A 24,280-nucleotide genomic window follows, 5' to 3' on the forward strand; every position below is an offset into this window, starting at 1 on the left:
GAAACAGATGACAACAGATACGTTCGCGAATCAAAATTGCCCATAGTTGGCTAATTAGTTATAATAAGTCAATTGATGTTTTACTCAACCGTTTGGAGGTATGGAGAATGCTTTTCGGCTTAAAACTAAAAAATACACTATTCATCCTATTTGGGGCTGGGATCTTTGCCTTTGGCCTCGTGCATTTTAACATGCAAAATAATTTGGCCGAGGGCGGCTTCACCGGTATAACCTTGATTATATATCAACTTGTAGGCATAAATCCTTCCTATTCCAATTTGGTTTTGAACATTCCCCTGTTTTTAATCGGTTGGAAATATTTAGGCCGCACCTCCTTCCTCTATACGCTCATTGGAACGGTAGGCCTCTCGGTATGGCTATGGGTGTTCGAAAAATACCAAATCAACATCGACCTTGGAGGCGATTTGATGCTGGTCGCGTTGTTTGCAGGGGTCTTTGTAGGCGTCGGCCTTGGCATAATATTCCGGTACGGGGGGACAACGGGAGGCGTCGATATCATTGCCCGTTTTGCACATCGCTATTTAGGAATGGGCATGGGCCGGACCATGTTCATCTTTGATGCCGTCGTGATCGGCCTTTCCATCCTCACCTACTTGAACTATCGGCAAGCGATGTATACCCTTGTTGCCGTATTTATCGGGGCAAGAGTCATTGACTTCATGCAGGAGGGCGCATATGCAGCCAGAGGTGCGATGATCATCAGTGAAAAGAACCAGGAAATTGCTGAAAAAATCATGAAAGATATGGAGCGGGGCGTGACAGTCTTACGTGGATATGGTTCATTTACACGGAATGATCGGGAAGTTCTCTATTGCGTCGTCGCCAAAAATGAGCTGGTCCGTTTAAAAAATGCCATTACATCAGTGGATCCCCATGCCTTCGTATCAGTAAGTGAAGTGCATGATGTATTGGGTGAGGGCTTCACCCTCGATGAGAATAAGAATCCGATTGAAAGATGAGTCATCATTCTGAAGGGTTCCCGGAAAAGCTTACTTTCATAACAAGCCGTCTTCGTCTGTATAAGCGGAAACAAAAAAAGGACGCCATCATATGATGGCGTCCTTTACCAATTAATCCTCATCCCTCGTCATGCCTGTATACATGAGCAAAAGGCGGACCAATTCAAGTACTGCTACAAGAGCGGCAGCAACATACGTCATCGCAGCTGCACTCAATACTTTTTTCGTTTCCCGCTCTTCGTCATTCCGGATGACACCAACGGAAACGAGCTGATCCATTGCACGAGACGAAGCATTGAATTCGACCGGCAGTGTAATCACTTGGAATACTACAGCCGCTGCCATGAATACGATCCCCGCCAGTAGCAACCCTGGAATATGAGCCAACATTCCGACTAAAATCAAGATCCAAGATATGTTGGAACCAAAGTTAGCGACCGGTACCAATGCATGACGAAATCGCAGGAATGCGTACGCTTCTTTATCCTGGATCGCATGTCCGACTTCATGCGCCGCAACCGCTACCCCTGCAACTGAATGGCCGTGATAGTTGTCTGTTGATAACCGTACCGTTTTATCTCTTGGATCATAATGGTCAGATAGCATTCCAGGCGTCTCTTCCACCCTGACATTGAACAGTCCATTTTGATCCAAAATGGCCCTTGCCGTCTCAGCACCATTCATCCCGGAAGATGCCGGCACTTGGGAATACTTTTTATACGTACTTTTCACTTTCATTTGTGCATAAATCGGGATTAAAATGATAATCGCCAAATATATGAAATACATGGTATCCTCCTATAACTATAATTACTCTTAATTCTATGGATAGAAGACACCCCTGTCAAATATAGTGTTCTCTTCCCTTTCGTTTTTAATCATTATGTTGTTTTCTTGGTTTTTCCCGGTCTCCTTTATATTTTCTCCAGCCGACATAAGAAAGGGTCATGATGATGATGCTGCCTGTAGATATGATGACCCACCAAAGCGAAGGATCGGTATCATCTTCCCCCATATCTTCAAAAATGGAGGTTAGCTCGGTTTGTAAAGCGTCCAACTCCTTTTGACTTTCACCATCATTGATCACTTCCGGTCTGTACTGGTTAATGTATTGAATCCGAGTGTCCAATTGCTGCATCGTTTCCTTGGAAAGGTCCACTTTCAAGCTGGGATAGATCATTTCATATTGTGAAAGGAATAAGTTCAACTGGCTATTGAATGTAATCGCGTCTTGTTTGATGGCGGCATTCTTCGTCTGCTGGAAAGAACTCATCATCTGATCCTCCATCTCTGTCCAAAGGGGCTGATGTGTTGACTTGACCGCATCAACGACAAGGCGGAATTTCGTCACAGAATTAACCTTTTCGGAATCTCCCTTATTCATATCCTTTATCGTCATCAACGCCTCATTATGAGCTACAGTGATAATCCGAAGTTCGTCCATGTCAAGAATCTGCTCTTTCGCTGTCTCCTTTAAAAACCGGTCAGAAAAATACGTCAGCATCTTTTCCGAATCTCCATATCGCTTCAACTTGGTCATTTCCAACGCTCTATCGGAAATGTTATCCAATTGCTCCAAACTTGAAGAGGATTCTGCATAGACAGGGAAATGTAAGACGACAAATAAAACAGCAATGGTTAATATGGATTTTTTTAACATGCTACTCGTCCCTCCTCATATCTCTACTAAAACGATATGAAACAATAAAGATGAGTAGACCTTGTTCCACATAAAAAAGTTAACCCCGCCTTTACAAAACCTGTAAGCGAGGTTAACTTTTCTAATGGATGAAAGAAAGTGTGATTCTGTTTTTCCTATACCCGAAGTACCAACCGACAAAGATGGAAAGGATACTGAGCCAAAAAGTAAAGTAGCCGATTTCATTCATATACATCAATAAGTCACGGTAGATCGGCATCATTTCAAACACATAATCGATTATGTCATTATGTATCGTCCAAATTCCGGCGACAACCAAATGCCAAGGCTTTATCCGGTAAAATGGCGCATATAATATCCCTTGAATCGCCATGCCCAAATGGGAAGCCATTAACATATACCCTTCCCATGGCAAAGTACCCGTTGTCACAAGCGTCATTACATTCATGACAACTGCCCAGATGCCATATTTGAATAGCGTAATGATGGCCAAAGCTTCCATTAATCCGAAATTTCTTTTTAAAAGGAAGCCCCATAGTACAAAAACGAAAAACAAGCTGGCTGTCGGGCTATCCGGTACGAAGGCCAAAAATATGCCTGGTGTGTTCTCCAATTGCCCCCCATACCAATAATACCCAAATGCCGTACCAAGAATATTTATGACGAATAATAAAACAAGCATTTGCCGGCTGGCAAGCCAACCATATATAACATTCATTCCGTTAACCTCTCTTACCTCTTCAATTATTCTCATTTTACAGGTCTTGATCGTGAAAACCAAGAATTGATTTCAATTTCTTTTCATATTCACTTGCATTTACCAATAAAAAAGCCGACAACATGAGTTGTCAGCTATCCTTTCAGCTTTTGAAGAAACTGGGCAGGATTCCTTATTTTGCTGATAATCCAGATACGAATTCAGCTAATGTGTCCAATTCTTTATCTGAACCCTTAAACATGCCAGCTGGCATCGCACCTTGTCCTTTGCGGGCGATTTTAGCGATTTCTTCCGGCTTTAAACCAGTGTCAATCAAGCTTGGCGCTCCAGCCCCGCCAGTTAACTCAGCGCCATGGCAACTAATGCAGCCATTGGAATCCATCAGTTTATATCCATCACTATCTTTATCGATGTCTGCACCCTCTACGATTGCCCCTTGCTTCTTGGAGGCTTCCCAATCATGATGGGCAGCGGACTCCCAGGTTAAATAAAATACACCGGCAATTGCCAAAAGCATGAAGCCCACAGCAAACGGACGTTTTGCTGGACTCCTCTCTGGACCACGGTCTAAAAAAGGCGCCAGGAGCAATGCCCCGAAAGCCAAACCAGGAATGACAAGAGCCCCTATTGCATTGTAAGGACCTGAGGCATACGTATACTTAAGTAATTGGTAAAGGAATAGGAAATACCAGTCAGGAAGCGGGATATACGCTGTATCCGTCGGATCTGCTATCCTTTCCAATGGAGATGGATGTGCAATTGTCAGACATAGGTAGCCAACAAGGAACACAGCCCCGACCATCCATTCCTTTAAAAGGAAATTAGGCCAAAATGCTTCAGTTTTACCAGGATATTCTGAATAATCTTTCGGAATATTCGGTTTACGGTTCGCAGAGATACGCGAGTCACCTACGAATTTCATACCTTTCCCACGATGCATTGAACAATTCCCCTCCTTTATGAAAAGGTTTTTTTGGTTATTGGTTCATAATTCTATTAAAGTGGACCTGAAATACCTTGTTTTCGGATCATTAGGAAATGAGCCGCCAGTAAAGCAAATAATGCTGCAGGCAGGAAGAATACATGAATGGCGAAGAATCGTGTCAGTGTCTGTGCTCCAACGACGGTTGGATCTCCTGCGATCAAGGCCCTGAGTGCCGGACCCATTAACGGTACCGAATCGACAATTGTCAAAGTAACTTTCGTCGCAAATAGCGCTTTCATATCCCATGGCAGTAAATAACCAGTCAATCCTAATGCCAGCATGATGAAGAAAATCAATACGCCGACCATCCAGTTCAATTCACGCGGTTTTTTGTAAGCTCCCTGGAAGAAGACACGAAGAGTATGTAAAAACATCATAACAATGACCAGACTTGCTCCCCAGTGATGCATTCCACGGACAATTTGACCGAAGGCCACTTCATTTTGTAAATAATAAACAGATTCCCAAGCGTTTTTAATGTCCGGGACATAGTACATCGTCAAGAACATGCCTGATAAGATTTGGATGACCGTGATGAAGAATGTTAACCCACCAAAACAATATACGAATGCGGAAAAATGATGTGCGGGGTTAACATGTTCAGGAACCTCATGGTCAGCAATATCCCGCCATAACGGCGTAATGTCTAAACGCTCGTCCACCCAGTCATATAACTTTGTTAACAATGTTTACGCCTCCCCGTGCGGTTTTAGTCGACCCAAGTAAAGAATTCCATCTTTTTCTTTCGTTTCATAGACATCCAAAGGTTTAACCGGAGGTGTCCCTTTCACGTTCACTCCATCTTTCGTATACCTGCCGTAATGGCAAGGACAGAAAAATTGATTCGGATTAGACTTATCCGTATTCCATGCTACCGTACAGCCTAAATGCTTACAGATTGGAGATAAAGCAATGATTTTACCATCATCCATTTTGTAAACCCAAGCTGTATTCGTTTCTTCGGACTCATACCACCCATCGACCTGCTTAAAACTAAAGTCAACACGAGTCGGTTCGGCAGTCAGTTCGCTTACCTTCTGCTTGGTTGCAACGAAATCCCCGCCTTTATCTGCAGATAATACAGGATCGATCGCAAACCTTACCATCGGCATCAACATACCGGCCGCCATAAATCCACCAACGCCAGTCAGTGTGTAATTAAGGAATTGACGTCGTGAAACATTATGCTTGCTCATGCGTTTTCCCCCCCTCTATTACTATACTGAGAGCCCAAAGGACCAATAAATAGCAACACTATAAAACTAGGACATTTCCATGATATCTCAATAATTTACCAAGGTCAATATTTGTAAAACCCAAAAGGTGGCAACTATGTGTCAAATTATGCGAAAAATCCTACTTTTTTTCATTTTTCCAATTATAAGTGAAAATATCAAGGATTTGGAGAACCTGTTGATTGATCATACCCCTGGCTTGTTCATTTTCCAGACTTTCCAATGGTATGGCCGGGATCCATAGTAAGTTATTTTCCAATTCCCGTTCATCCTTCTTCCACTCATAATCCGATGTTAGAAAAAAAATATGCTTGATATCATTTTCCTTCAGTTCAGTTGCCCAATGCTTCAAACGTTCCACCTTATCCATTTCATTGCTTATATAATGAAAGGATGGCATCAGCAGGATCCGCCCCTTCATTTGTTTTTCAATTTCCAAGCTTAAAATGGTAAGAAATTCATTCATCGAGCCCGTTTGCTTCATTTGGCCTCCAAAAGAAAGGGGAACCAATGGAATCAAAACGGTATCCACATATTCCTTTGACTGACTATACATATCAAGTTCTTTTGCTGTCCATCTCATACTTTCTCTTCACTCCCGACTTTTCGAATCAACTCCTTATCATTTTACCATGCTTTTTATGTCATCTTTACCATATACCCATAGTCTTTACAAAAATGTGGATTTTATCTATATTTTATGAAAAAACTATCCTGAAAACGGAAAGGTTTTCTTGTATACAATTCTTAAGTTCATTTAAAATTTCACTGTTTCTTTTCGGTGCAAGCACTCGCCTATTCAAAGATGGTCAATCCGTCCCTTTTTTCACTTTTTTCGTACCCTCGCAGGTTTATTCGTCCGGTTCTTCACTTTTTTCGTCCAATCACAAATGATAAAGTACATTTAACAGTTTTTGTTAAAGCGCTATTGAAGCCAATAAAAATCAAAAGGGTCCCGGAATGAATACATCCCGGAACCCTTTTGCCTACAGTCTGAAACCTTATGTCAGCCAAGCACTTTCAATTGATTCAATTGTTCAGTCAGGCTCTTGAATGCTTGTTCATCATGCTTATCCAATGCCTCATCGATTTCCTTCAGCAGGCGGTCCCTTTGAAAATAGAGCATGCTTTTTTCTAAAAATTGTTCTGCCAGCAACTGATCTTTTTCATTGGATGCCGTCGATTTTGGCATGAATGGGTTTTGCTCCAAAACTGCTGCATATTGGTAGGAAGAGTAAGCCGATTTGAAATTGAGTTGGATATAAATATCTTCATCCCGGTTCAATCGAATATCGTGAAAGGATTTCTCTGCATCGGTCGTCATGATATTGGACTTATAAAACCGGAATGGGACCTCTTCCACACAATGTGTCGACATAATGAGTCCACGAGGGCAATATTGGGCATTTTCCACGAAATGAACTTTTTTCATCAGTTGATCATGACTCATTAAATAATTCAATATCCAAACGCATTCTCTTCGTTTAAGTTGATAATGATTTAAAAACCACCGAATAAAATCCTTCTTCTCATTCACAGAAACAGGGGCAGCCACCATGAATTCCCTCCTCTGTCTTGATTTAGTTTGGTTACGCTTGCTTACGATTCATCCGAGCCTTCACCAAGCCGCTCCAAAATCATGGCATACTCATCATTCGCCGGGTTAATCTCAAGCAGCTTATTAAATACTTCTCTAGATGTGGCTCTGTCTCCTTCTTCGATTAAAAAGAAACCATAGTCTTCGAGGAAATCTTGATTGTTCTTGAATGAATTATATGCATTATGATAGCTGGTTAATGACTCTTTAAATTGTTCGGTGTGCTGGTAAGATACGGCGGCTATCCATTCAAACTGAGGATCATCCTCTCCGTATCTCCTCACTTCTCCGATGCACTCCAAGATATCTTCATACCTTTCCTGATGCATATACAATTTCAAGAGGGTAAGCGCCGCTTCCAGGTAGCCTGGATCAAGGGCAAGAGCTTGTTTAAATAGATTTTCCGCTTCTTCATCGAGTCCGCTTTTCAATGCTATTTTTCCGCCGAAGAAATAAAGCTCCTTATTGAATTCATCAGCCTTGATTCCTTCTTTGACCGTTTTCAAGGCATTTTCCAAATCCTCCAGATGCTCATAACTCTTTGCCAAGTATAAATACAAGGAATGATATTCATGATCCAATTCTTTCAGCTCGATAAATTTACGGACGGCCGTCTCATAAAGACCTGCTTGGAAAGCTGTAAATGCATACTCGAATAATGTATTGATTTCAAGTCCATCCTCCAAGGCTTTTTCAAAATGCGGCAGGGCTTCCTCGAATTTACCTGAGCTGCTTAATGCTTCAGCAAGCCGCTGATGTACATTGACTCCGGATATTTCCTGTTCATGTTCCAATACCTTTATGTAATTTGCAATGGCTTCCTGATCCCTGCCTTGATGGAAAAACAGTTCACCAAGCGCAAAATCAATGATGATCTCATCAGGCAGTATTTCCTTGGCTTTCAGTAATTTTCTTTCACTGACCTCATCCATTCCCTGTAATTGGTAAAGGTCCGCTTCCAAAAGCAAAGCACTTGGATATACCTCATCATCTGCACGTACTCTTTCAAGCATCAACATCGCTTCATCTTCCTGGTCCATGTCAATCAAGATTTCAGCCAATGAAACCATCAATTCCCCTTCATCAGGATAGAGTTCAAGGAGATGTTCGAAAAGGTCTTTCGCCTCCTCCACAAAACCAAGCTGAAGCATTTCTTCGGCCAGCAGCAAAATGTCCTCCGCTGACTCCGATGATTTAATTCGATTTATATGTTTAAGAGCTTCTGTTAATTCCCCTTTTTTTAAATGTTGGATTACTTGTTCCACTGTGTTCATTGCGAATTCCTTCCTTTTGCAAGATAAACTGGTCTCTGATCAAACACTCTCACGCGATAATGTCAAATCCTTTTCCATTATGAGCAAAATGCCCATGTAAGCGTAAGATGCCTGGTAAACAGTATTTCTTAGTTTACCATACTGCAGCCCTGTATTCCATTGATGAAGTCCCCTCCATTCTCATTAAAAAAAGGTTACTAGTTAATTCTCCATGCCAGGGTCAATCTCCTTTTTGATTCGAAGGTCCTTTTCGTGAATTTCATGACCCATTCACGCAGAATGTCAGCGCTTTCAACATTTCTAAGCACGTAAAAATGAAAAAAAAAGTTTACGGTCCTGATCAAGGGCCGTAAACTCTTGGACATTCATTGTATCAAACGCGTCATATGCTCAAAGAATTCAGGATAAGAAACATCAATCGCATCAGGATCGGCAAGTTCAACATCCCCATCCGTTATCAATGCGGCGACAGCGAGCATCATCCCGATGCGATGATCTCCATGGCTTGTAACTTTTCCACCATTCAGGTTCTTACTTCCATTGATGATCAATCCATCTGCTGTAGGTGTTATATCAGCTCCAAGAATGGAAAGCTCATTGGCCACCGTATCGATTCGATTGGTTTCTTTAACCTTCAGTTCTGCTGCATCCTTGATCGTAGTTACCCCTTCTGCCTGGGTTGCCAGAAGCGCAATGACCGGTATTTCATCGATTAAGCGCGGAATTAGGTCACCTGAGATGGTGATTCCTTTTAAGCGTGAACTCCTTACAGTGATATCCCCTGCCGGTTCGCCTCCACTCGTCTTCTTCTCGATCGTGATATCCGCTCCCATCGCTTTCATGACTTCGAGGATTCCAGTCCTTGTCGGATTTAGGCCGACATTCTTTAAGACGACTTCACTATTTTTGGTAACCGCAGCTGCCACCAAGAAGAAAGCGGCCGAGGAAATATCTCCCGGCACATGTACGGAAGTTCCTTTGAAAACCTGATTTCCGCCCACTTTAATGGTATGTCCATCTTTTTCGATTTTCCCGCCAAACGCCTGGATCATCCTTTCGGTATGATCACGAGTCTCTTCCGGTTCAACAATGATCGTTTCACCCTCGGCCTGTAAGCCTGCCAGGATTATCGCCGATTTGACCTGTGCACTTGCCACAGGCAATTCATAGCGGATACCCTCTAGCTTGCCTCCTCTGATGAAGATCGGGGTATATTCCGCCCCCTTACGGCCGTCTATGACCGCCCCCATCTGACGGAGAGGATTCACCACCCTGGTCATTGGCCGTTTGGCTATTGATTCATCCCCTGTCAAAACCGCCGAAAAATCTTGTCCTGCCAAGATACCCGTCATTAATCGAATTGTCGTCCCGGAATTTCCGACATCCAGCACTTCATTAGGTTCGGTTAATCCCTTGAACCCTTTACCCTGGATACGGACACGCTTCCCTTCCTGTTCGATTTGGATGCCAAGTTGCTTAAAACACGAAATTGTGCTTAAACAATCGGCTCCCGGAAGAAAATTAGTGACGGTCGTTTCACCTTCGGCGAGAGCCCCGAACATGATCGAGCGGTGGGAGATCGATTTATCCCCAGGTATGTCTATCGAACCGCGTAGTGAGTGGATATCGGTTTGTAATTTTTTTGTTTTCATGCTACCTTCCTTTCCCTGTCATCATGCCAGGATCGTTTCGTAATCTGAATGTCTGGAGATACAATCCGCTGCTTTAATGCGGTCAACATCCGTTTGGAAGCTAATGACCAATACACCGTATATCTCTTCCCTGGTTTCGATGATTCTTATGTTCGTAATGCTGATTCCTTCTTGCGCCAGATATCCGGTAATCTCTGAAATTATTCCCGCATAGTCCGGTATATCGATATATAAATCATAAAAGGCTGGTATGGCACCTTTGGCGTGAGTCGGCAAATCATCCCTGAAAACCTTGGCATCCGCAAAGAAGCGAAGGATTTCCTCACTATCTCCATTCTCCACCAACCCTTTTACATGCTCCATTTCAGCCAGCCAATCCTTCATTAATTCAAGTAACACATCCCGGTTATGCAACAGAATATCACGCCACATTTCCGGACTGCTAGAAGCTATTCTTGTGATATCACGAAAGCCACCGGCCGCGAGCCTGGAAATCAATTTATTTTCCTTGCTATAATTTTCTGCCTGCTTCACAAGACCTGATGCGACAATATGCGGAAAATGGCTGACGACACCCGTCAGCTTATCATGCATGGAAGGAGTGACGACCAAAAAGTTCGCTCTTGTTCCTTTGAGCCATTCCTTCAGCCGTTCCACCTTTTTCTCCTCGATGGAGTCTCCCGGTGTCAGCAAATAAAACGCATGTTCAAACAAATGCAGCTTGGCAGCTCCTGCGCCGCTTTTATGTGAACCAGCCATAGGGTGCCCCCCGATGAAGGCCACCCCTTTATCAATCAATGGTTTTGCTGCCTTTACGACTGTATCCTTCGTGCTTCCCGCATCGGATATGAGGACGTCACTTTTTAAATTCATGTCAGCCAGTTGTGCTAAAATCTTGACGGTCTCATTGACAGGCACAGCAAGAAGGATCAAATCAGCCTCACACGCCCCCGCTTCCAGAGTAGAAACGGAATCATCTATCGTCCCCAGCAGCATCGAGAGTTGAATATTCTTTTCACTGATATCCGTACCAATTATCACCGCTTCAGGATGGGCATGGCGGACAGCCTTGGCCAATGATCCTCCAATTAGTCCCAGACCTATTACAAAAACCTTTCCCTTCACTCTTTTCTCCCCCGCATCCTTTAAGACTCCATAAGGTTTGATGCATGTTAAAGCAGCGAATCAGATGGTGCCTCGACTTCATTCAAGAACGTTTTAATCGCATTGATCATTCCTTCGTTTTCCTCAGTTGAACCAATCGTTATCCTCAGGCTGGTAGGAAAACCGAAACCTTTCCCACTCCTTGCAATGTATCCGTGCTCAAGTAAATATTGGAACACCCTATCGGCATCTTGTTTAAAGTGGATAAAAATGAAATTTCCTTGTGACGGGTAATACGCTAAATTTTCCTTGTCGCAAAATTCGTAGTACTGCTTGAGGCCTTTTTGATTTTCATCTTTGCATTTTTCTATGAAAGCTTGGTCTTCCAAAGCGACGATAGCAATATTCTGTGCGAATGTGTTGACATTGAATGGTTCGCGCGATGGGTCCAGCTTCTGAATGATATCCTCATCCGCCAATCCGTATCCTACCCTGAAGCTGGCAAGACCATAAATCTTAGAAAATGTGCGCAGTATGATCAAATTTTTGAATCGATTGATCCATTGATTCGTTCTTGGGTAATCCTCAGCCGTCGCGTATTCACAATACGCTTCATCCAGTACGATAAGGACATCTTCAGGCACCTTTTCGATGAACGATAATAGTTCCTTTTCCGGGATGTATTTCCCTGTAGGATTATTCGGTGTACATAACCAGACGACCGCGGTTTTTTCATCTATCGCCTTCAGCATGCCTTCCAGATCATGCGCACCATCAAGATGGGGAACCTCCCTGACTTCTGCACCTTCAAGCGTAGCATTATGACGGTATTGCGAGAAAGTGCCCGTTGCCATGACCGTATTCTTTCCTGCGCCCAATAGGCTTCTGGAAATGATTTGAATGTTTTCATCAGAGCCATTCCCAAAGATAAGCTGAGTCTGCTTCACGCCTGTATGCTTCGCCACAGCTTCTCTTAGCATCGTTGCATAGCCATCCGGATAGATGGCAAAAGAATGGGTTGAATTCCTGACGGATTCCTTGACCTTTTCTGAGCACCCGAACGGATTTTCGTTAGACGCGAGTTTCGTGATTTTTTCGAGACCGTACAATTTCTTCACTTCATCTGTGGACTTTCCCGGTTGGTAAGATTTCAAGGAAAGGACCGCTTCATTCCATTTCATGTCAATCACCCCTATAGTTTTTATCACTTTAAAGCCAGAAAGTGTGAGAATAGTATATCATATTCCTGGGTTCGAATCGGCTTACCCCTTTTTTATCAAGTCCGGCCGTAATGCTATGGCCCCTTCCTGATAGACATGCTTTATTTCTTGCTGCGTTTTCGTTGTATTGACATGAATCATGACACGGATGCAGAATGGCAGGGAGTTGCTCACAGGTATTTCCTTCATGCAAGTTACCGGTACATAGGTCCAGCCGTCGAATTTCCTCAAGGCTTTGGCAGGGAAAACCGAACGGATCTCATCCGTAGCTGAAAAAAATACGGAGGCAACCGTGTCAGGATCAATCTCATTGACCTCGATGATTTCCGCCATCAGCTTTTCGACGGCGGCGATCACTTCCGTTTCTGTGTCTTTTTCAATTGTAGTGGCACCTCTAATTCCTCTTATCACACACAGTTCCCCTTTTTCCTTTAATTTATTTCATTTCAGTCATTTCATCTATCAGCTCAGAGTCGGGTATATCTTTTAATATGGGTGACCCCACCTGATTTAGCAGGACAAAGGTAGCTGCTTCATTGACTGATTTTTTGTCCGTTTTCATTAAATGAAGTAACGCTGCAGTTTCAAGGCGGTCTGGAATGGTAATTTGGTAGCCTAATTGAGACACCCAATCAATGAATTCCTCAAGGTTAAAATCGAGACCCTCTTTTTTCATACTCAATTTAAGCGCATAAACCATCCCGATTAAAATCGATTCTCCATGTGTAAAATTCCCATAACCCATGGAACCCTCCACTGCATGTCCAAGTGTATGGCCAAAATTCAAAAACGCACGAATGCCCATTTCTTTCTCATCTTCTTCGACAATTGCCGCTTTAATGGCGATTCCTTTTGTGATCATTGTCAGAAATTGCTCATCCGTAATCTCGTTCAAGTCCACAATATTCGACTTAAGCCAATGATAAAAGTCATGATCGGCAATCAAGGAATGCTTAATCACTTCAGCAAAACCTGACCTTAATTCTTGCAGCGGCAGAGTTAGTAAAAAATCCAGATCATAAATGACCGCTTCAGGTTGATGAAAGGCACCAATCATATTTTTCCCTAAAGGGTGGTTGATGGCGACCTTGCCTCCCACGGCACTATCGTGGGCTAGCAAAGTCGTCGGGATCTGGATGAATGGAATTCCCCTCATGAATGTGGCCGCAACAAACCCAGCCAAGTCACCGACCGCTCCGCCGCCAAGGGCAATGATCAATGACTTGCGATTGAGTTTCTGGGATAGGCAGTAGCCTTGGCATTCATAAAACACTTCGAATGTTTTTGCATGCTCCCCTTCAGGCACGACATGCTGCAGTACCGGTTTTCCGGTCTTGATCAATGCATGTTTCACGGTTTGCAAATGCAGTTCAGCGACCTTCTCATCGGTTATGATCAAAATCTTGTTCAGGTGATTGAATTCAGTTGTTATTAATTCCGGCAGTTCCTGTATTGCCTTCTTACCGACCAAAACGGGATATTGCTTGGAGACCGTTGTTATTTGGATGGTTTCCATCTATTAAAACCCCTTTACGTCTTCCCGATACGACCTTATGTATTCCGCTAACTGTTCATAACGATCTGAAGGGAATTGATCGACGATGGCAGCCGCAAGCTCCCATGCCACTACTGCTTCGGCAACTACTGCCGCTGCAGGAACTGCACAACTATCGGAACGCTCGACACTTGCTTCGAACACTTCCTTCGTATCGATATCAACACTTTTCAAAGGTTTATATAAAGTCGGGATCGGCTTCATGACTCCGCGCACAACGATCGGCATGCCCGTTGTCATACCGCCTTCAAAGCCGCCAAGGCGGTTTGTTTTCCGGTAGTAGCCCTTGTCTTCATCCCAGGCAATTTCATCATGGACATCACTGCCGAAGCGATGGGCCGCTTCGAACCCAATTCCTATCTCGACCCCTTTAAATGCATTGATGCTCATGATCGCAGCAGCGAGTTTTGCATCAAGCTTACGGTCATAATGAACATAACTTCCTACACCAACAGGCATTCCTTCGACAATGACTTCAACGATGCCGCCGATGGAATCTCCCTTTTGTTTCGCTTCATCAATGGCATCCTTCATCTGCTGCTCGACGTTTTTATCGAAACATCTAACTGAAGATTCCTCTGTCACTTGCTGCAATTGCTGAATCGTTTCATATACCGGCGGTTCTGCCTTCACTCCGCCAATTTCCAGAACATGTGAGGCCACTTCAATCCCCAATAACGACAATAGCTTTTTAGCCACGGCACCTGCCGCTACCCTTACAGTCGTTTCACGGGCTGATGACCGTTCCAAAACGTTCCTCAAATCGCGATGTCCATATTTGATACCGCCATTCAAATCGGCATGCCCTGGACGAGGACGCGTGATTTTCCGTTTGACTCCTTCAGCTTCTTCCTCTGAAAGAACTTCACTTCCCATGATTTTTGTCCAATGCTTCCAATCGTCATTCTCCACCACTAAGGCTACAGGAGAACCTAATGTATAGCCATGTCTGATCCCCGAGGATATGAACGCCTGATCTTTCTCGATCTGCATCCTTCGGCCACGCCCATGCCCTTTTTGCCGGCGTCCCAGTTCTTCATTGATATCTTCATTCGTAATCGGCATTCCAGCCGGTAATCCCTCAATAATTGTCGTTAGCTGCGGACCATGTGATTCTCCCGCTGTTAAGTATCTCATCTTCCAGCCCCCTTTTAGCACTTTAAAGTGTATATGTATCAATATACCACAATTTTATTCAATGTGGGTATATGTAAACCTAAAAACCTTTTTGCACGTTGAATTTATTCATTATTCATTTTATTTTACATCTTCTCCAACATTTTCGATATAGTTTAATCACTCTGATCTTGGCCCGCAACACCATTGGGCATATTAGAACATGCGAAAAGAGACTGAATGCGAATGCACGATCAGTCCCTTATGGATAAGTATTCACTTTTTTTGATAAAAAAATGTGTCAATCGTTTCAAATTGATATTTTCCAGGGGTGAATATTTGCTCCGTACTTCCGACAAAAAATACCCCCCCTCCAATCAGCGATGCACTGAACTTCTCATACAATAGATTTTTGGCTTCTTCAGTGAAGTATATCAACACATTACGGCAAACGACTAAATCGAATCCCTGCTCAAAGCGATCCGAAAGAAGATTGTGCCGTTTGAATGTGACCCTCTTTTTGATTTCATCCGAGACCCGATAAAAATCCTCTTCTTTTTTAAAGTACTTCCTTTTTATTTCTTCTGGAACTTCATTTAAGGACCTTTCCGGATACATCCCCAATTTCGCCCGTGCCAAGACATTTACATCCAAATCCGTTGCCAGAATCTCTATTTGGCCAAGCGGGACGAGATTTGCTAGAATCATCGCTATCGTATAAGGTTCCTCACCCGTTGAACAGGCCGCACTCCAGATTTTCAATTTTTTTTTGCTTTCCAATAAGCCAGGAAGGATTTTATGCTCCAACACTTCCCATCTTTTCGCATTTCTATAAAATTCAGAAACATTGATGGTCATCCTATCCAAAAACTCGTTTAAAACGCCGGGATTGGCTTGGATGTCTTTATAGTATGCACCGAATGAATGATATCCTCTTTTTTCGTATAAAGATGTCAGTCGCCTTTTCATTTGCCCTTCCTTGTATAATGCCAAATCGATACCTGTCAGCATCTTGATATTCCGAATAAACGCTTCATATTCTTGAGGCATCCCCACGACTCCCTTGCACATATTTATTTTAAATAGTTCTTCTATATATATCGGAGAATGGCATTTTTTCTTTAAAGGCCCAAAATAAAAAAGCGGATTCCGTCGCATGAGGGCGATGAAATCCGCTTTAACATTCATTTGAATCTATTGATTAATAAACCCACTCGTTGACAAGTTTAGAATACTCAACAAGTTCTTCTTCTTTGAAGAATAAACCGATTTCGCGTACAGCGCTTTCAGCTGAATCAGATCCGTGAATGATATTCTTGCCGACAGTTACGGCGAAATCACCGCGAATGGTTGCAGCAGCGGCATCTTTAGGGTTAGTGGCACCCATCATTTGACGTGCAGTCGCGATTACATTTTCACCTTCCCAAACCATTGCGAAGACAGGACCTGAAGTGATGAAGTCCACTAATTCGCCAAAGAAAGGACGTTCTTTATGCTCGCCATAATGCTGCTCAGCCAATTCCTGAGAAATGAGCATCAATTTTGCCCCTGCAAGCAGGAAGCCTTTTTTTTCAAAACGGGAAACGATTTCACCGATTAGATTGCGTTGAACGCCGTCAGGCTTAACCATTAAAAATGTTCTTTCCATTATTGTCACTCCTAATATGTATCATTGTTATTTGCCTATATAAGGCAATCCTTTTAGAATATTACCATTGTTTGAGCAGTTTCGCAACTGCAAGTATTAAAACTTTCGTTTTCCGATGTTTTTCGCGATATCGGATAATGTTTTTCTCGCTTTTATGGCTGGCAAGCCTTTCAATTCAGTAAAAGCCTTTTCCAAATACAGGTCACCGACCTTCGCTGCCTGTTCGATGGCACCGGAAGATTTTATCGCTTGTATGATAGCGGTCATTTCTTCTTTAGGCGTATCCTCACGAACCGTTTCGATAAGCTTCTTCAGTTTTGGATCTTCCATAGCAATCAAGACGGGCAATGTGATGTTTCCCTGGATCAAATCACTTCCAGCTGGTTTTCCAAGTTCTTCCTCCGAAGCCGTAAAGTCCAATATATCATCGGTGATTTGATAAGACATCCCGACATAATATCCGAATTTAAATAGCTTTTGATGGATCTTTTCATCAACACCCGCTGAAATCGCCCCCAATTGGCAGCTGGAAGCGATGAGCAATGCCGTTTTTCGTTTGATTCTCCTGAAGTATATCCGCCAATTTTGTTCGAAATTGTATTTATCTTTAATTTGTTCTATTTCCCCAAGGCATAGTTCGACCATCGTATCCGCGAGAATTTGGTGCGCAAGGGGTGACTCGATCACTGACATCATTTCCAGTGCACGTGCAAAAATGAAGTCGCCTGTATACATGGCGACACGATTATCCCATTTTGATTTGATGGTTGCAGATCCCCGGCGCAAATCTGCATCATCCACAACATCATCATGCACAAGCGAAGCCGTGTGAATCAGTTCCAATGTCGCCGCAACATGCTTGACGATGTGAATATCATAATCGCCAAACTTGGCGCCCAATAGGACGAATACCGGACGGATCCGCTTTCCGCCGGATTGCAGCAAATGCAGGGAGGCTTCCCTTAAAACAGTGGAATCCGCTTCAATAGCGTCTTCCAATTCTTTTTCTATTGATTGCAAATCTGCATTCAAAAATGAATACATCATTTTAAATTTCATACATTCCACCCAGCTTTGTCCATTGCTATTATGCTTATTTTGAAGGTTTGTACCCGAAATGTGTTGCTGCAACACCGCCGAAATGGGCCTTGTAACTGACGTTTTCCATTCCTGCCTGCTTGAACATGCTTTCAAGCTTTTTCATGCCTGGGAAATCGCGTGCAGATTCCTGCAGCCAAGAATACTCGCTGTAGCTTTTCGCGAATAACTTACCGAACACAGGCATGATGAAGCGGAAGTAAAAATAATACCCCTGCTTGAAGCCAAGCATGGTTGGCTGTGAGGTATCAAGGCAAACGACCATCCCCCCCGGTTTGGCGACACGATTTAACTCTTTAAGCACTTGCATGTAGTCAGGAACATTCCGCAGCCCGAACCCGATCGTGACGTAATCAAAGCTATTATCCTCAAAAGGCAGCTCCATTGCATTCCCCTGCATCAGGGAAATTTGATCCAAATGGAGATCCTTCACCTTTTGCTCACCGATTTTAAGCATGTTCTTACTGAAATCCAGACCGACAACACTGCCTTCTGGTCCTACTTCATTAGCAAGGGCAATGGTCCAGTCCGCTGTGCCGCAGCATACGTCAAGGGCGTGGGCGCCTTTCGGGACATTCATGATGGCCATGGTAGCCTTCCGCCATTTAAGATGCTGCTTAAAGCTGATGAGGGAATTCATCTTGTCATAGTTTCCGTATATCTTCTCAAAGACATGATGAACTTTTTGCTCTTTAGACTGCTCCATGCTTCACCCTTCTTTCACATATGAATTTGCTATACTTGCTGTTTGTTCCATGAGGACCTTCACTCGTTCCCTTAGCTCATCATCCGTTTTCATCAGTTTTTGCATCGAACGCTCCAAGGATTTCCTGGCATCCCCCAAGCATTTCTCGAACCTGAACCGGACCTGCTGTTCCTTTTGTGGAGCGAGTTCTTCCTGATCATTCGAACCATCTGAAGGCATCTCCCGGAGGATATCGAATATGATCGATCGCCCGGTCTTCAAGTAATGCCCCTTCTCGGCATGAAGCCTGCTCAAAAGCAGGAAATCTTCCGAAACATCGATCCAGGCAGGCTGTTTATAATAAACCGCGAGTTTATGGATCAGCGAAGCCTCGATCGCTTTTATCGTCGTTACAAGTGATCGAACATCCTTTATCGACCTTTGTTGATATAGGATGATTTTATTGTCATTTATTTTTTTTATGGCGCTTGAAAGGATACGGATCATCTCAACATTCCCCACACTGGCAAGAACCTGGTAGTACAGACCACTGTAGTAGTCACCGGCAAGCACCTGTAATTGGCGGTTTTTCAATACTTCAGGCAATTCCGGTCCCTCAACCGAATTCGATACGATTTCGTGGGTGTCGAGGGCGATTTGCACGAGCATGGTCGAAGTGATGTATTGATCCCTTTTTTCGCTTTTAACGTCCAAGTCGTTAAACAATCCCCAAAGCAATAGCAATTTATCTTCGTCCAAGCTTGGTTTTTGTATAAACTTCAATAAATATGGATGTTGAGCTTTCTTTTCTATTAATCGTTTTAATTGGCTTTTGTCGTCCGTTATGTTTAACAATTGAGACCACCCTTGCATCCCTGAAAGATATTTTTTTCATGCATATTGGTTTCTGTCTGTGTAAAATACACATTATTATACCATAAAAACAATCAGATGAAATGGACAACGTTTATAAAAAGAAACTTCCAATAATAAGGAAGCGGCCGCTTAGCTTCTTCAAAAAAATGGATGCGGGAGTTTCCAGCTTGTTAAACGTCCTATCAGTTAATGGAGTCAGTCTCATGCAATGTTAGACTGGCTATCATTTATCAAAAGAATTTTTTTTAGAATCACTTTCTATCTCACCGAATGGCGTATACACTTTGGCATGTCCCCTGATTTTGATTGCCGAGGTATGCTCCGTGAATTGCGCGATCATCACCTCGCCTGAGTCAAGCTTCTCCGAGTGATGGAACTTGGTATCCGTTCCCCTTGTCAATCCGATCACATTCACACTATCCTCAATGGCCTTAATTACCACAAAATCGTTCAGGATCTTTTTCTCATTCATTTTTTTGCCCCCCTATCCTTAATCTTTAATGAACGCCAACACTTCCGCCCTAGTACGATGATCTTTCGCGAACGTTCCCCTAACAGCGGAGGTGACTGTTTTGGAACCTGGTTTTTTGACGCCGCGCATCGTCATGCACATATGTTCGGCCTCGACCACCACCATCACACCATGGGGTTCAAGTTTTTCCATTATCGAGTCGGCCACTGTTGAGGTGATGCGCTCCTGCAGCTGGGGACGCTTCGATACGGCCTCGACCGCACGCGCCAATTTGCTTAGGCCCGTCACTTTCCCGTTTTTCGGAATGTAAGCTACATGCGCTTTACCGTAAAAAGGAACTAAATGATGCTCACAGACCGAGTAAAACGGAATATCCTTTACAAGTACGAGTTCTTCATGGTCCTCGCCGAAAACGGTATCGAAATATTCCTTTGGATCTTGATTAAGTCCAGAAAAAATCTCTTCATACATCCTTGCCACACGCCCTGGTGTATCAAGCAGCCCTTCTCTTGTCGGGTCTTCCCCTACAGCCTCAAGTAGCATCTTTACCGCTTCCTCTATCTTGGCATGATCTACATTACCCATTTATCCGTACCTCCTAAAAAATTTAAAAAATAGTATGTATTCAAATAAATTTCAAGGTAATAACGACACCCTGAGATCCTTTAATCCCATCGTTAACGCAGCCGGAGCCCTTGCAATATTGTACCATTCCTGCACAGGCTTGTCAGAACCGCATTTTCCGTATGTTTATTTCATTCTGGCCTACAGCGTTCCTAAAATATTCACTGTCTTTTATATTATCACAGATGGAAATTAAGAAGCAAAAAAAGGACCGCGTTTGCACGCGGCCCTTTTCGGTTAAGCACCCGTATGTAATGGTAGAGTTACTTCACTGCATCTTTCAGTGCTTTACCAGGTTTGAAAGCTGGCACTTTGCTAGCTGCAATTTCGATTTCGTCACCAGTTTGTGGGTTGCGTCCTTTACGAGCCGCACGTTCACGAACTTCAAAGTTACCAAAACCAATCAATTGGACTTTATCACCAGTTTTTAGAGCTTCTAAGATTGTATCAAAAACAGCATCAACAGCTTTTGTAGCGTCCTTCTTAGAAATTTCAGTTGCTGTAACAACTTCATTAATCAATTCTGTTTTGTTCATGCCATTCACCTCCTCCCAAAAGGAATCTTTATAAAAAATCATTATTACAACACTATAATAGTGATTTGATATTAGTTTCGTTTCGAACATTTTCATTCCCTGTAAACCGGGGATGACCAAGCTGATCAAATTTCCAAATAATGCATCCAAAAATTAAAAATAGGTCGAAATCGCTGTTACAACGCGTTTTCTGTATGTAGATTATCACAAATCCTATAAGCTTAGCAAGGGAATTCAAAAAATAATGGGAATCTTTTCATTAATAATTGTATATATTATAAATTTTGTCTTTCGCTATTCATCATTTCCCGTTTTTATAGAAATTAAACTTATTATTTCACTGAAAATCGCTTAACCATGGGGTTTTTTCAAGATTTTCCTAAAAACGCGAAATAAAAAAGGACTTCAGCAGGTTTGTTCCTGCCTGGGCTGCATGCAAAAAGACCAATCCAATGAAGGAGTTGGTCCAGCTTTTCAACGTTTTTATAAAATGATGGCAATCAAGCCCCCGCTGCCCTCATTAATGATTCTTTCCAAAGTCTCTTTCAATTTGTAGCGTGCATTGTCCGGCATCATCGCCAATTTCACCTGGATGCCTTCCCTAACGTAAGAACTCAGGCTTCTGCCAAAAATATCAGAGTTCCAAATGGAAAGTGGATTGTCTTCAAAATCCTGCATCAAGTATCGTACCAATTCTTCACTTTGCTTCTCCGTCCCGATGATCGGTGAGAATTCCGATTCGACATCGACCTTGATCATATGGATGGAAGGAGCCACCGCTTTTAACCTGACACCGAACCTGGCTCCCTGACGGATAATTTCCGGTTCATCCAGGCTCATATCATTAAGGGAGGGAGCCGCGACTCCATATCCCGTTTGTTTGACCATCCTCAGTGCATCAGCCACCTGGTCATATTCCGCTTTTGCATAGGCAAAGTCCTGCATCAAAGATAATAGATGGTCCTTGCCCCGTATTTCCACACCGACGATTTCCTTCAGGATTTCGTCGTAAAGTTCATCTGGGGCATATAGGTCGATTTCAGCAACACCCTGCCCCATCTCAATACCTGCTAGGGCTGCACGATCGATAAAATCGAATTCATTGAAATGTCCGACCACCCGATCAACATCCCTCAGGCGTTTAATGTCCTTCACCGTCTCTTTAACCGCTTCCTGATAGCTTTCCCTTAACCAATGATCCTCTCGCAAAACCATTACCCAGCTTGGGAGGTTGACATTGACTTCAAGAACAGGAAATTCATAGAGGGCTTCACGGAGGACACTGTAAACATCCGATTCCCTCATTCCCTCGACACTCATGGCCAAGACGGGGATATCATACTTTTCCTGGAGGGATTCCTTTAAGGCCACCGTATTCGGATGGTGGGGCTGGACGGAGTTGACGATCATGATGAACGGCTTGCCGACCTCCTTCAATTCTTCGACTACCCTTTCCTCTGCCTCTAAATAATCACTCCGTGGTATTTCTCCTATAGAACCATCCGTCGTAACGACCACACCCAAGGTGGAATGATCTTGAATCACTTTACGAGTGCCTATTTCCGCCGCTTCATTGAACGGGATCGGATCCTCATACCAAGGTGTATGAATCATGCGCGGACCATTTTCATCTTCACACCCTTTAGCTCCAGGTATCGTGTAACCGACACAATCCACTAAACGAATATTCACTTCCAGACCTTCGGCTACCGAAATCGATGCTGCCTGATTCGGTACGAATTTAGGCTCTGTCGTCATGATCGTTTTTCCGGCAGCACTCTGCGGCAATTCATCCTGTGCTCGTGCACGGTCAGCTTCTGACGGGATATTAGGTATGACGACTAACTCCATGAATTTTTTAATAAATGTCGATTTCCCTGTCCTGACGGCACCGACCACCCCTAAATAAATGTCGCCGCCGGTCCGTTCAGCTATATCTTTAAAAATATCTACCTTTTCCAAGGTATCCCCTCCCGAATTAGCGTTTTGGGATTTCGTTTATCCATTTGTTTTTATTAGGACACTATATATCTATGATGTTGTCCTAAAAATTTATTCCAATTATTTCCCTGGTTCAATCCCTTCCTCCACCAGAAATTTTATATAAGGGTTGTTATTTGTATAAGTAAGATGAACTAAAGATAAAGAAATAACCCTTCCCCTACAATATATTTTGCAGAAGAAGGGTTATGCCTATTTTTCAAGAAATATTGGATTTTTTGTTTTTGCATCAATGGTATAGGGCAATGAATAAGCTGGAACGAACTCCGAGCTTTGCACAAGCAGTTCCCTTATATCATCACCCGGTTTGAATTTCGCCTCGTTTGTCTTCAAAACATCGATTAGATCAGGGGTATAATCAACAAAAATATTCCCTCGCCCATCCACTACTAGATGGAGATCCCTTTGTGAAAAAGGACTTGTGACCGTGGGAGCTTCCTTCAGGCCCATCTTTTCATGATCGAGGGTAAAGACATCATCGGATAACCTTTCCTTGAATGGCGGGTATCCGTTGTTCTGCTGATAGGCTGTCAATCTTAATGAAACATCCTGAATCTTCTGGGCCATCCTGACATCCAGCAATTTCACAGTCGGATTTTTTTCAACATCGACTAGGATATATTGAAAAACACCTCCAGATTCATAGGCGTTATCCGGCGGTTCTGCCATGTACCTGGGAGAAATCTTAGAAAATTTAATGACATATTTTTGATAAATCGGTGTCTCGGCATCTTTCGTAACGATGGGCAATATGCCACCTTCGTCCTTTTGAAATTGATCGACGGCACTTTGGACGGATTGTATTTGCTCTTTATAAGGCAGCTGATTTTGCATTTTTTGCTTCTCCGGATATAAACAGCCGGATAATGATACAGTGATGGTTAATAAACATAATATTTTGAAAAAATTCTTCATCATTTCTCCTCACCTATCAAGTGGTTGGCCCGCTAAGAACAACGACGATGATGATCAAGCCGGCTAGTATCATAAGTATGTATGCGATGATTGCTGTCAAGCCTCTCCAAAAGCCTTTTAACTTATACCGGCTTAAGTAGATAAGAAATATCGAGATAACCATAAAGCCCATGGCGATGAAGGATATCCACATTTTTTGCAGAGCGGGTGTCATATATTTATCACTCCTTTTTCCAGAAATTATTATAACATACCAAATTACGTTAAAGGAATTAAATCATTGTCCAAACTGTGCATTTGTCACTTGAACGGCTTGAATCCCATCAATA

The 24,280-nt window shown here is 43.0% G+C and carries 27 protein-coding genes; 1 reads left to right on the plus strand and 26 read right to left on the minus strand.

Annotated elements, in window-relative coordinates; all coding sequences use genetic code 11:
- The first annotated feature begins 107 nt into the window (after positions 1 to 107).
- Positions 108 to 980 (plus strand): YitT family protein, encoded by an 873-nt coding sequence (locus MHI53_RS14835; protein WP_340371652.1) that lies wholly within the window; start codon positions 108 to 110, stop codon positions 978 to 980.
- A 111-nt stretch (positions 981 to 1,091) separates the two neighbouring features.
- On the opposite strand, the gene MHI53_RS14840 is transcribed toward MHI53_RS14835, so the two are convergent.
- From MHI53_RS14840 to MHI53_RS14965, 26 genes are all read right to left on the minus strand, one after another.
- Complete coding sequence (locus MHI53_RS14840) at positions 1,092 to 1,769, minus strand: zinc metallopeptidase (RefSeq protein WP_061144271.1); 678 nt, start codon at positions 1,767 to 1,769, stop codon at positions 1,092 to 1,094.
- A gap of 85 nt (positions 1,770 to 1,854) precedes the next feature.
- Complete coding sequence (ypjB, locus tag MHI53_RS14845) at positions 1,855 to 2,640, minus strand: sporulation protein YpjB (RefSeq protein ID WP_061144272.1); 786 nt, start codon at positions 2,638 to 2,640, stop codon at positions 1,855 to 1,857.
- A gap of 121 nt (positions 2,641 to 2,761) precedes the next feature.
- A complete protein-coding gene (locus MHI53_RS14850; RefSeq protein ID WP_061144273.1) occupies positions 2,762 to 3,358 on the minus strand; it encodes a DUF1405 domain-containing protein in 597 nt (198 codons plus the stop codon).
- A gap of 172 nt (positions 3,359 to 3,530) precedes the next feature.
- A complete protein-coding gene (locus tag MHI53_RS14855) occupies positions 3,531 to 4,298 on the minus strand; it encodes a menaquinol-cytochrome c reductase cytochrome b/c subunit (RefSeq protein WP_061144274.1) in 768 nt (255 codons plus the stop codon).
- A gap of 56 nt (positions 4,299 to 4,354) precedes the next feature.
- Positions 4,355 to 5,029 (minus strand): cytochrome b6, encoded by a 675-nt coding sequence (locus tag MHI53_RS14860; RefSeq protein ID WP_061144275.1) that lies wholly within the window; start codon positions 5,027 to 5,029, stop codon positions 4,355 to 4,357.
- Between the two features lie 3 nt (positions 5,030 to 5,032).
- Positions 5,033 to 5,539, minus strand: coding sequence for a ubiquinol-cytochrome c reductase iron-sulfur subunit (locus MHI53_RS14865; RefSeq protein WP_061144276.1), 507 nt, complete (start codon positions 5,537 to 5,539; stop codon positions 5,033 to 5,035).
- A gap of 160 nt (positions 5,540 to 5,699) precedes the next feature.
- Positions 5,700 to 6,161 carry a YpiF family protein gene (locus tag MHI53_RS14870; RefSeq protein ID WP_061144277.1) on the minus strand — a complete coding sequence of 154 codons (462 nt, stop codon included), beginning with the start codon at positions 6,159 to 6,161 and terminating at the stop codon, positions 5,700 to 5,702.
- Between the two features lie 423 nt (positions 6,162 to 6,584).
- Complete coding sequence (locus tag MHI53_RS14875; RefSeq protein WP_061144278.1) at positions 6,585 to 7,136, minus strand: ReoY family proteolytic degradation factor; 552 nt, start codon at positions 7,134 to 7,136, stop codon at positions 6,585 to 6,587.
- 41 nt (positions 7,137 to 7,177) lie between these two features.
- The gene (locus tag MHI53_RS14880; RefSeq protein ID WP_340371653.1) at positions 7,178 to 8,449 is read right to left on the minus strand and encodes a tetratricopeptide repeat protein; all 1,272 of its coding nucleotides are present in this window, start codon (positions 8,447 to 8,449) and stop codon (positions 7,178 to 7,180) included.
- Positions 8,450 to 8,814: 365 nt separating this feature from the next.
- Positions 8,815 to 10,101, minus strand: coding sequence for a 3-phosphoshikimate 1-carboxyvinyltransferase (gene aroA / locus MHI53_RS14885; protein ID WP_061144280.1), 1,287 nt, complete (start codon positions 10,099 to 10,101; stop codon positions 8,815 to 8,817).
- A gap of 21 nt (positions 10,102 to 10,122) precedes the next feature.
- A complete protein-coding gene (locus tag MHI53_RS14890) occupies positions 10,123 to 11,226 on the minus strand; it encodes a prephenate dehydrogenase (RefSeq protein ID WP_061144281.1) in 1,104 nt (367 codons plus the stop codon).
- 47 nt (positions 11,227 to 11,273) lie between these two features.
- Complete coding sequence (hisC, locus tag MHI53_RS14895) at positions 11,274 to 12,386, minus strand: histidinol-phosphate transaminase (RefSeq protein ID WP_061144282.1); 1,113 nt, start codon at positions 12,384 to 12,386, stop codon at positions 11,274 to 11,276.
- A gap of 81 nt (positions 12,387 to 12,467) precedes the next feature.
- Positions 12,468 to 12,836, minus strand: coding sequence for a chorismate mutase (gene aroH, locus MHI53_RS14900; RefSeq protein WP_061144283.1), 369 nt, complete (start codon positions 12,834 to 12,836; stop codon positions 12,468 to 12,470).
- A gap of 25 nt (positions 12,837 to 12,861) precedes the next feature.
- Complete coding sequence (gene aroB, locus MHI53_RS14905) at positions 12,862 to 13,941, minus strand: 3-dehydroquinate synthase (RefSeq protein WP_061144284.1); 1,080 nt, start codon at positions 13,939 to 13,941, stop codon at positions 12,862 to 12,864.
- Between the two features lie 3 nt (positions 13,942 to 13,944).
- Positions 13,945 to 15,117: a chorismate synthase gene (gene aroC / locus MHI53_RS14910; RefSeq protein WP_061144285.1), complete on the minus strand. Its 1,173-nt coding sequence runs from the start codon at positions 15,115 to 15,117 to the stop codon at positions 13,945 to 13,947.
- Positions 15,118 to 15,372: 255 nt separating this feature from the next.
- On the minus strand, positions 15,373 to 16,146 hold the full coding sequence (locus tag MHI53_RS14915) for a protein-glutamate O-methyltransferase CheR (protein WP_061144286.1): 774 nt from the start codon (positions 16,144 to 16,146) through the stop codon (positions 15,373 to 15,375).
- Positions 16,147 to 16,297: 151 nt separating this feature from the next.
- The gene (gene ndk, locus MHI53_RS14920; protein WP_340371654.1) at positions 16,298 to 16,744 is read right to left on the minus strand and encodes a nucleoside-diphosphate kinase; all 447 of its coding nucleotides are present in this window, start codon (positions 16,742 to 16,744) and stop codon (positions 16,298 to 16,300) included.
- A 96-nt stretch (positions 16,745 to 16,840) separates the two neighbouring features.
- Positions 16,841 to 17,803, minus strand: a complete 963-nt coding sequence (gene hepT / locus MHI53_RS14925) for a heptaprenyl diphosphate synthase component II (RefSeq protein WP_061144287.1) — start codon at positions 17,801 to 17,803, stop codon at positions 16,841 to 16,843.
- A 34-nt stretch (positions 17,804 to 17,837) separates the two neighbouring features.
- Positions 17,838 to 18,548, minus strand: coding sequence for a demethylmenaquinone methyltransferase (locus tag MHI53_RS14930; RefSeq protein WP_061144288.1), 711 nt, complete (start codon positions 18,546 to 18,548; stop codon positions 17,838 to 17,840).
- A gap of 3 nt (positions 18,549 to 18,551) precedes the next feature.
- On the minus strand, positions 18,552 to 19,382 hold the full coding sequence (locus MHI53_RS14935) for a heptaprenyl diphosphate synthase component 1 (protein ID WP_061144289.1): 831 nt from the start codon (positions 19,380 to 19,382) through the stop codon (positions 18,552 to 18,554).
- Between the two features lie 244 nt (positions 19,383 to 19,626).
- The gene (gene mtrB / locus MHI53_RS14940) at positions 19,627 to 19,875 is read right to left on the minus strand and encodes a trp RNA-binding attenuation protein MtrB (RefSeq protein WP_061144290.1); all 249 of its coding nucleotides are present in this window, start codon (positions 19,873 to 19,875) and stop codon (positions 19,627 to 19,629) included.
- An 18-nt stretch (positions 19,876 to 19,893) separates the two neighbouring features.
- Positions 19,894 to 20,460 carry a GTP cyclohydrolase I FolE gene (gene folE, locus MHI53_RS14945; RefSeq protein ID WP_061144291.1) on the minus strand — a complete coding sequence of 189 codons (567 nt, stop codon included), beginning with the start codon at positions 20,458 to 20,460 and terminating at the stop codon, positions 19,894 to 19,896.
- A 302-nt stretch (positions 20,461 to 20,762) separates the two neighbouring features.
- On the minus strand, positions 20,763 to 21,035 hold the full coding sequence (locus tag MHI53_RS14950) for an HU family DNA-binding protein (RefSeq protein ID WP_061144292.1): 273 nt from the start codon (positions 21,033 to 21,035) through the stop codon (positions 20,763 to 20,765).
- 483 nt (positions 21,036 to 21,518) lie between these two features.
- Positions 21,519 to 22,997 (minus strand): stage IV sporulation protein A, encoded by a 1,479-nt coding sequence (gene spoIVA, locus MHI53_RS14955; protein ID WP_061144293.1) that lies wholly within the window; start codon positions 22,995 to 22,997, stop codon positions 21,519 to 21,521.
- 231 nt (positions 22,998 to 23,228) lie between these two features.
- Complete coding sequence (locus MHI53_RS14960; RefSeq protein ID WP_340371655.1) at positions 23,229 to 23,954, minus strand: hypothetical protein; 726 nt, start codon at positions 23,952 to 23,954, stop codon at positions 23,229 to 23,231.
- Positions 23,955 to 23,967: 13 nt separating this feature from the next.
- Entirely contained in the window at positions 23,968 to 24,165 is a 198-nt protein-coding gene (locus MHI53_RS14965) for a DUF2768 domain-containing protein (protein WP_061144294.1), read from the minus strand.
- Positions 24,166 to 24,280 lie beyond the last annotated feature (115 nt).

This window comes from Peribacillus sp. FSL E2-0218 (assembly GCF_037992945.1).
Taxonomy (GTDB): Bacteria; Bacillota; Bacilli; order Bacillales; family DSM-1321; genus Peribacillus; species Peribacillus simplex_B.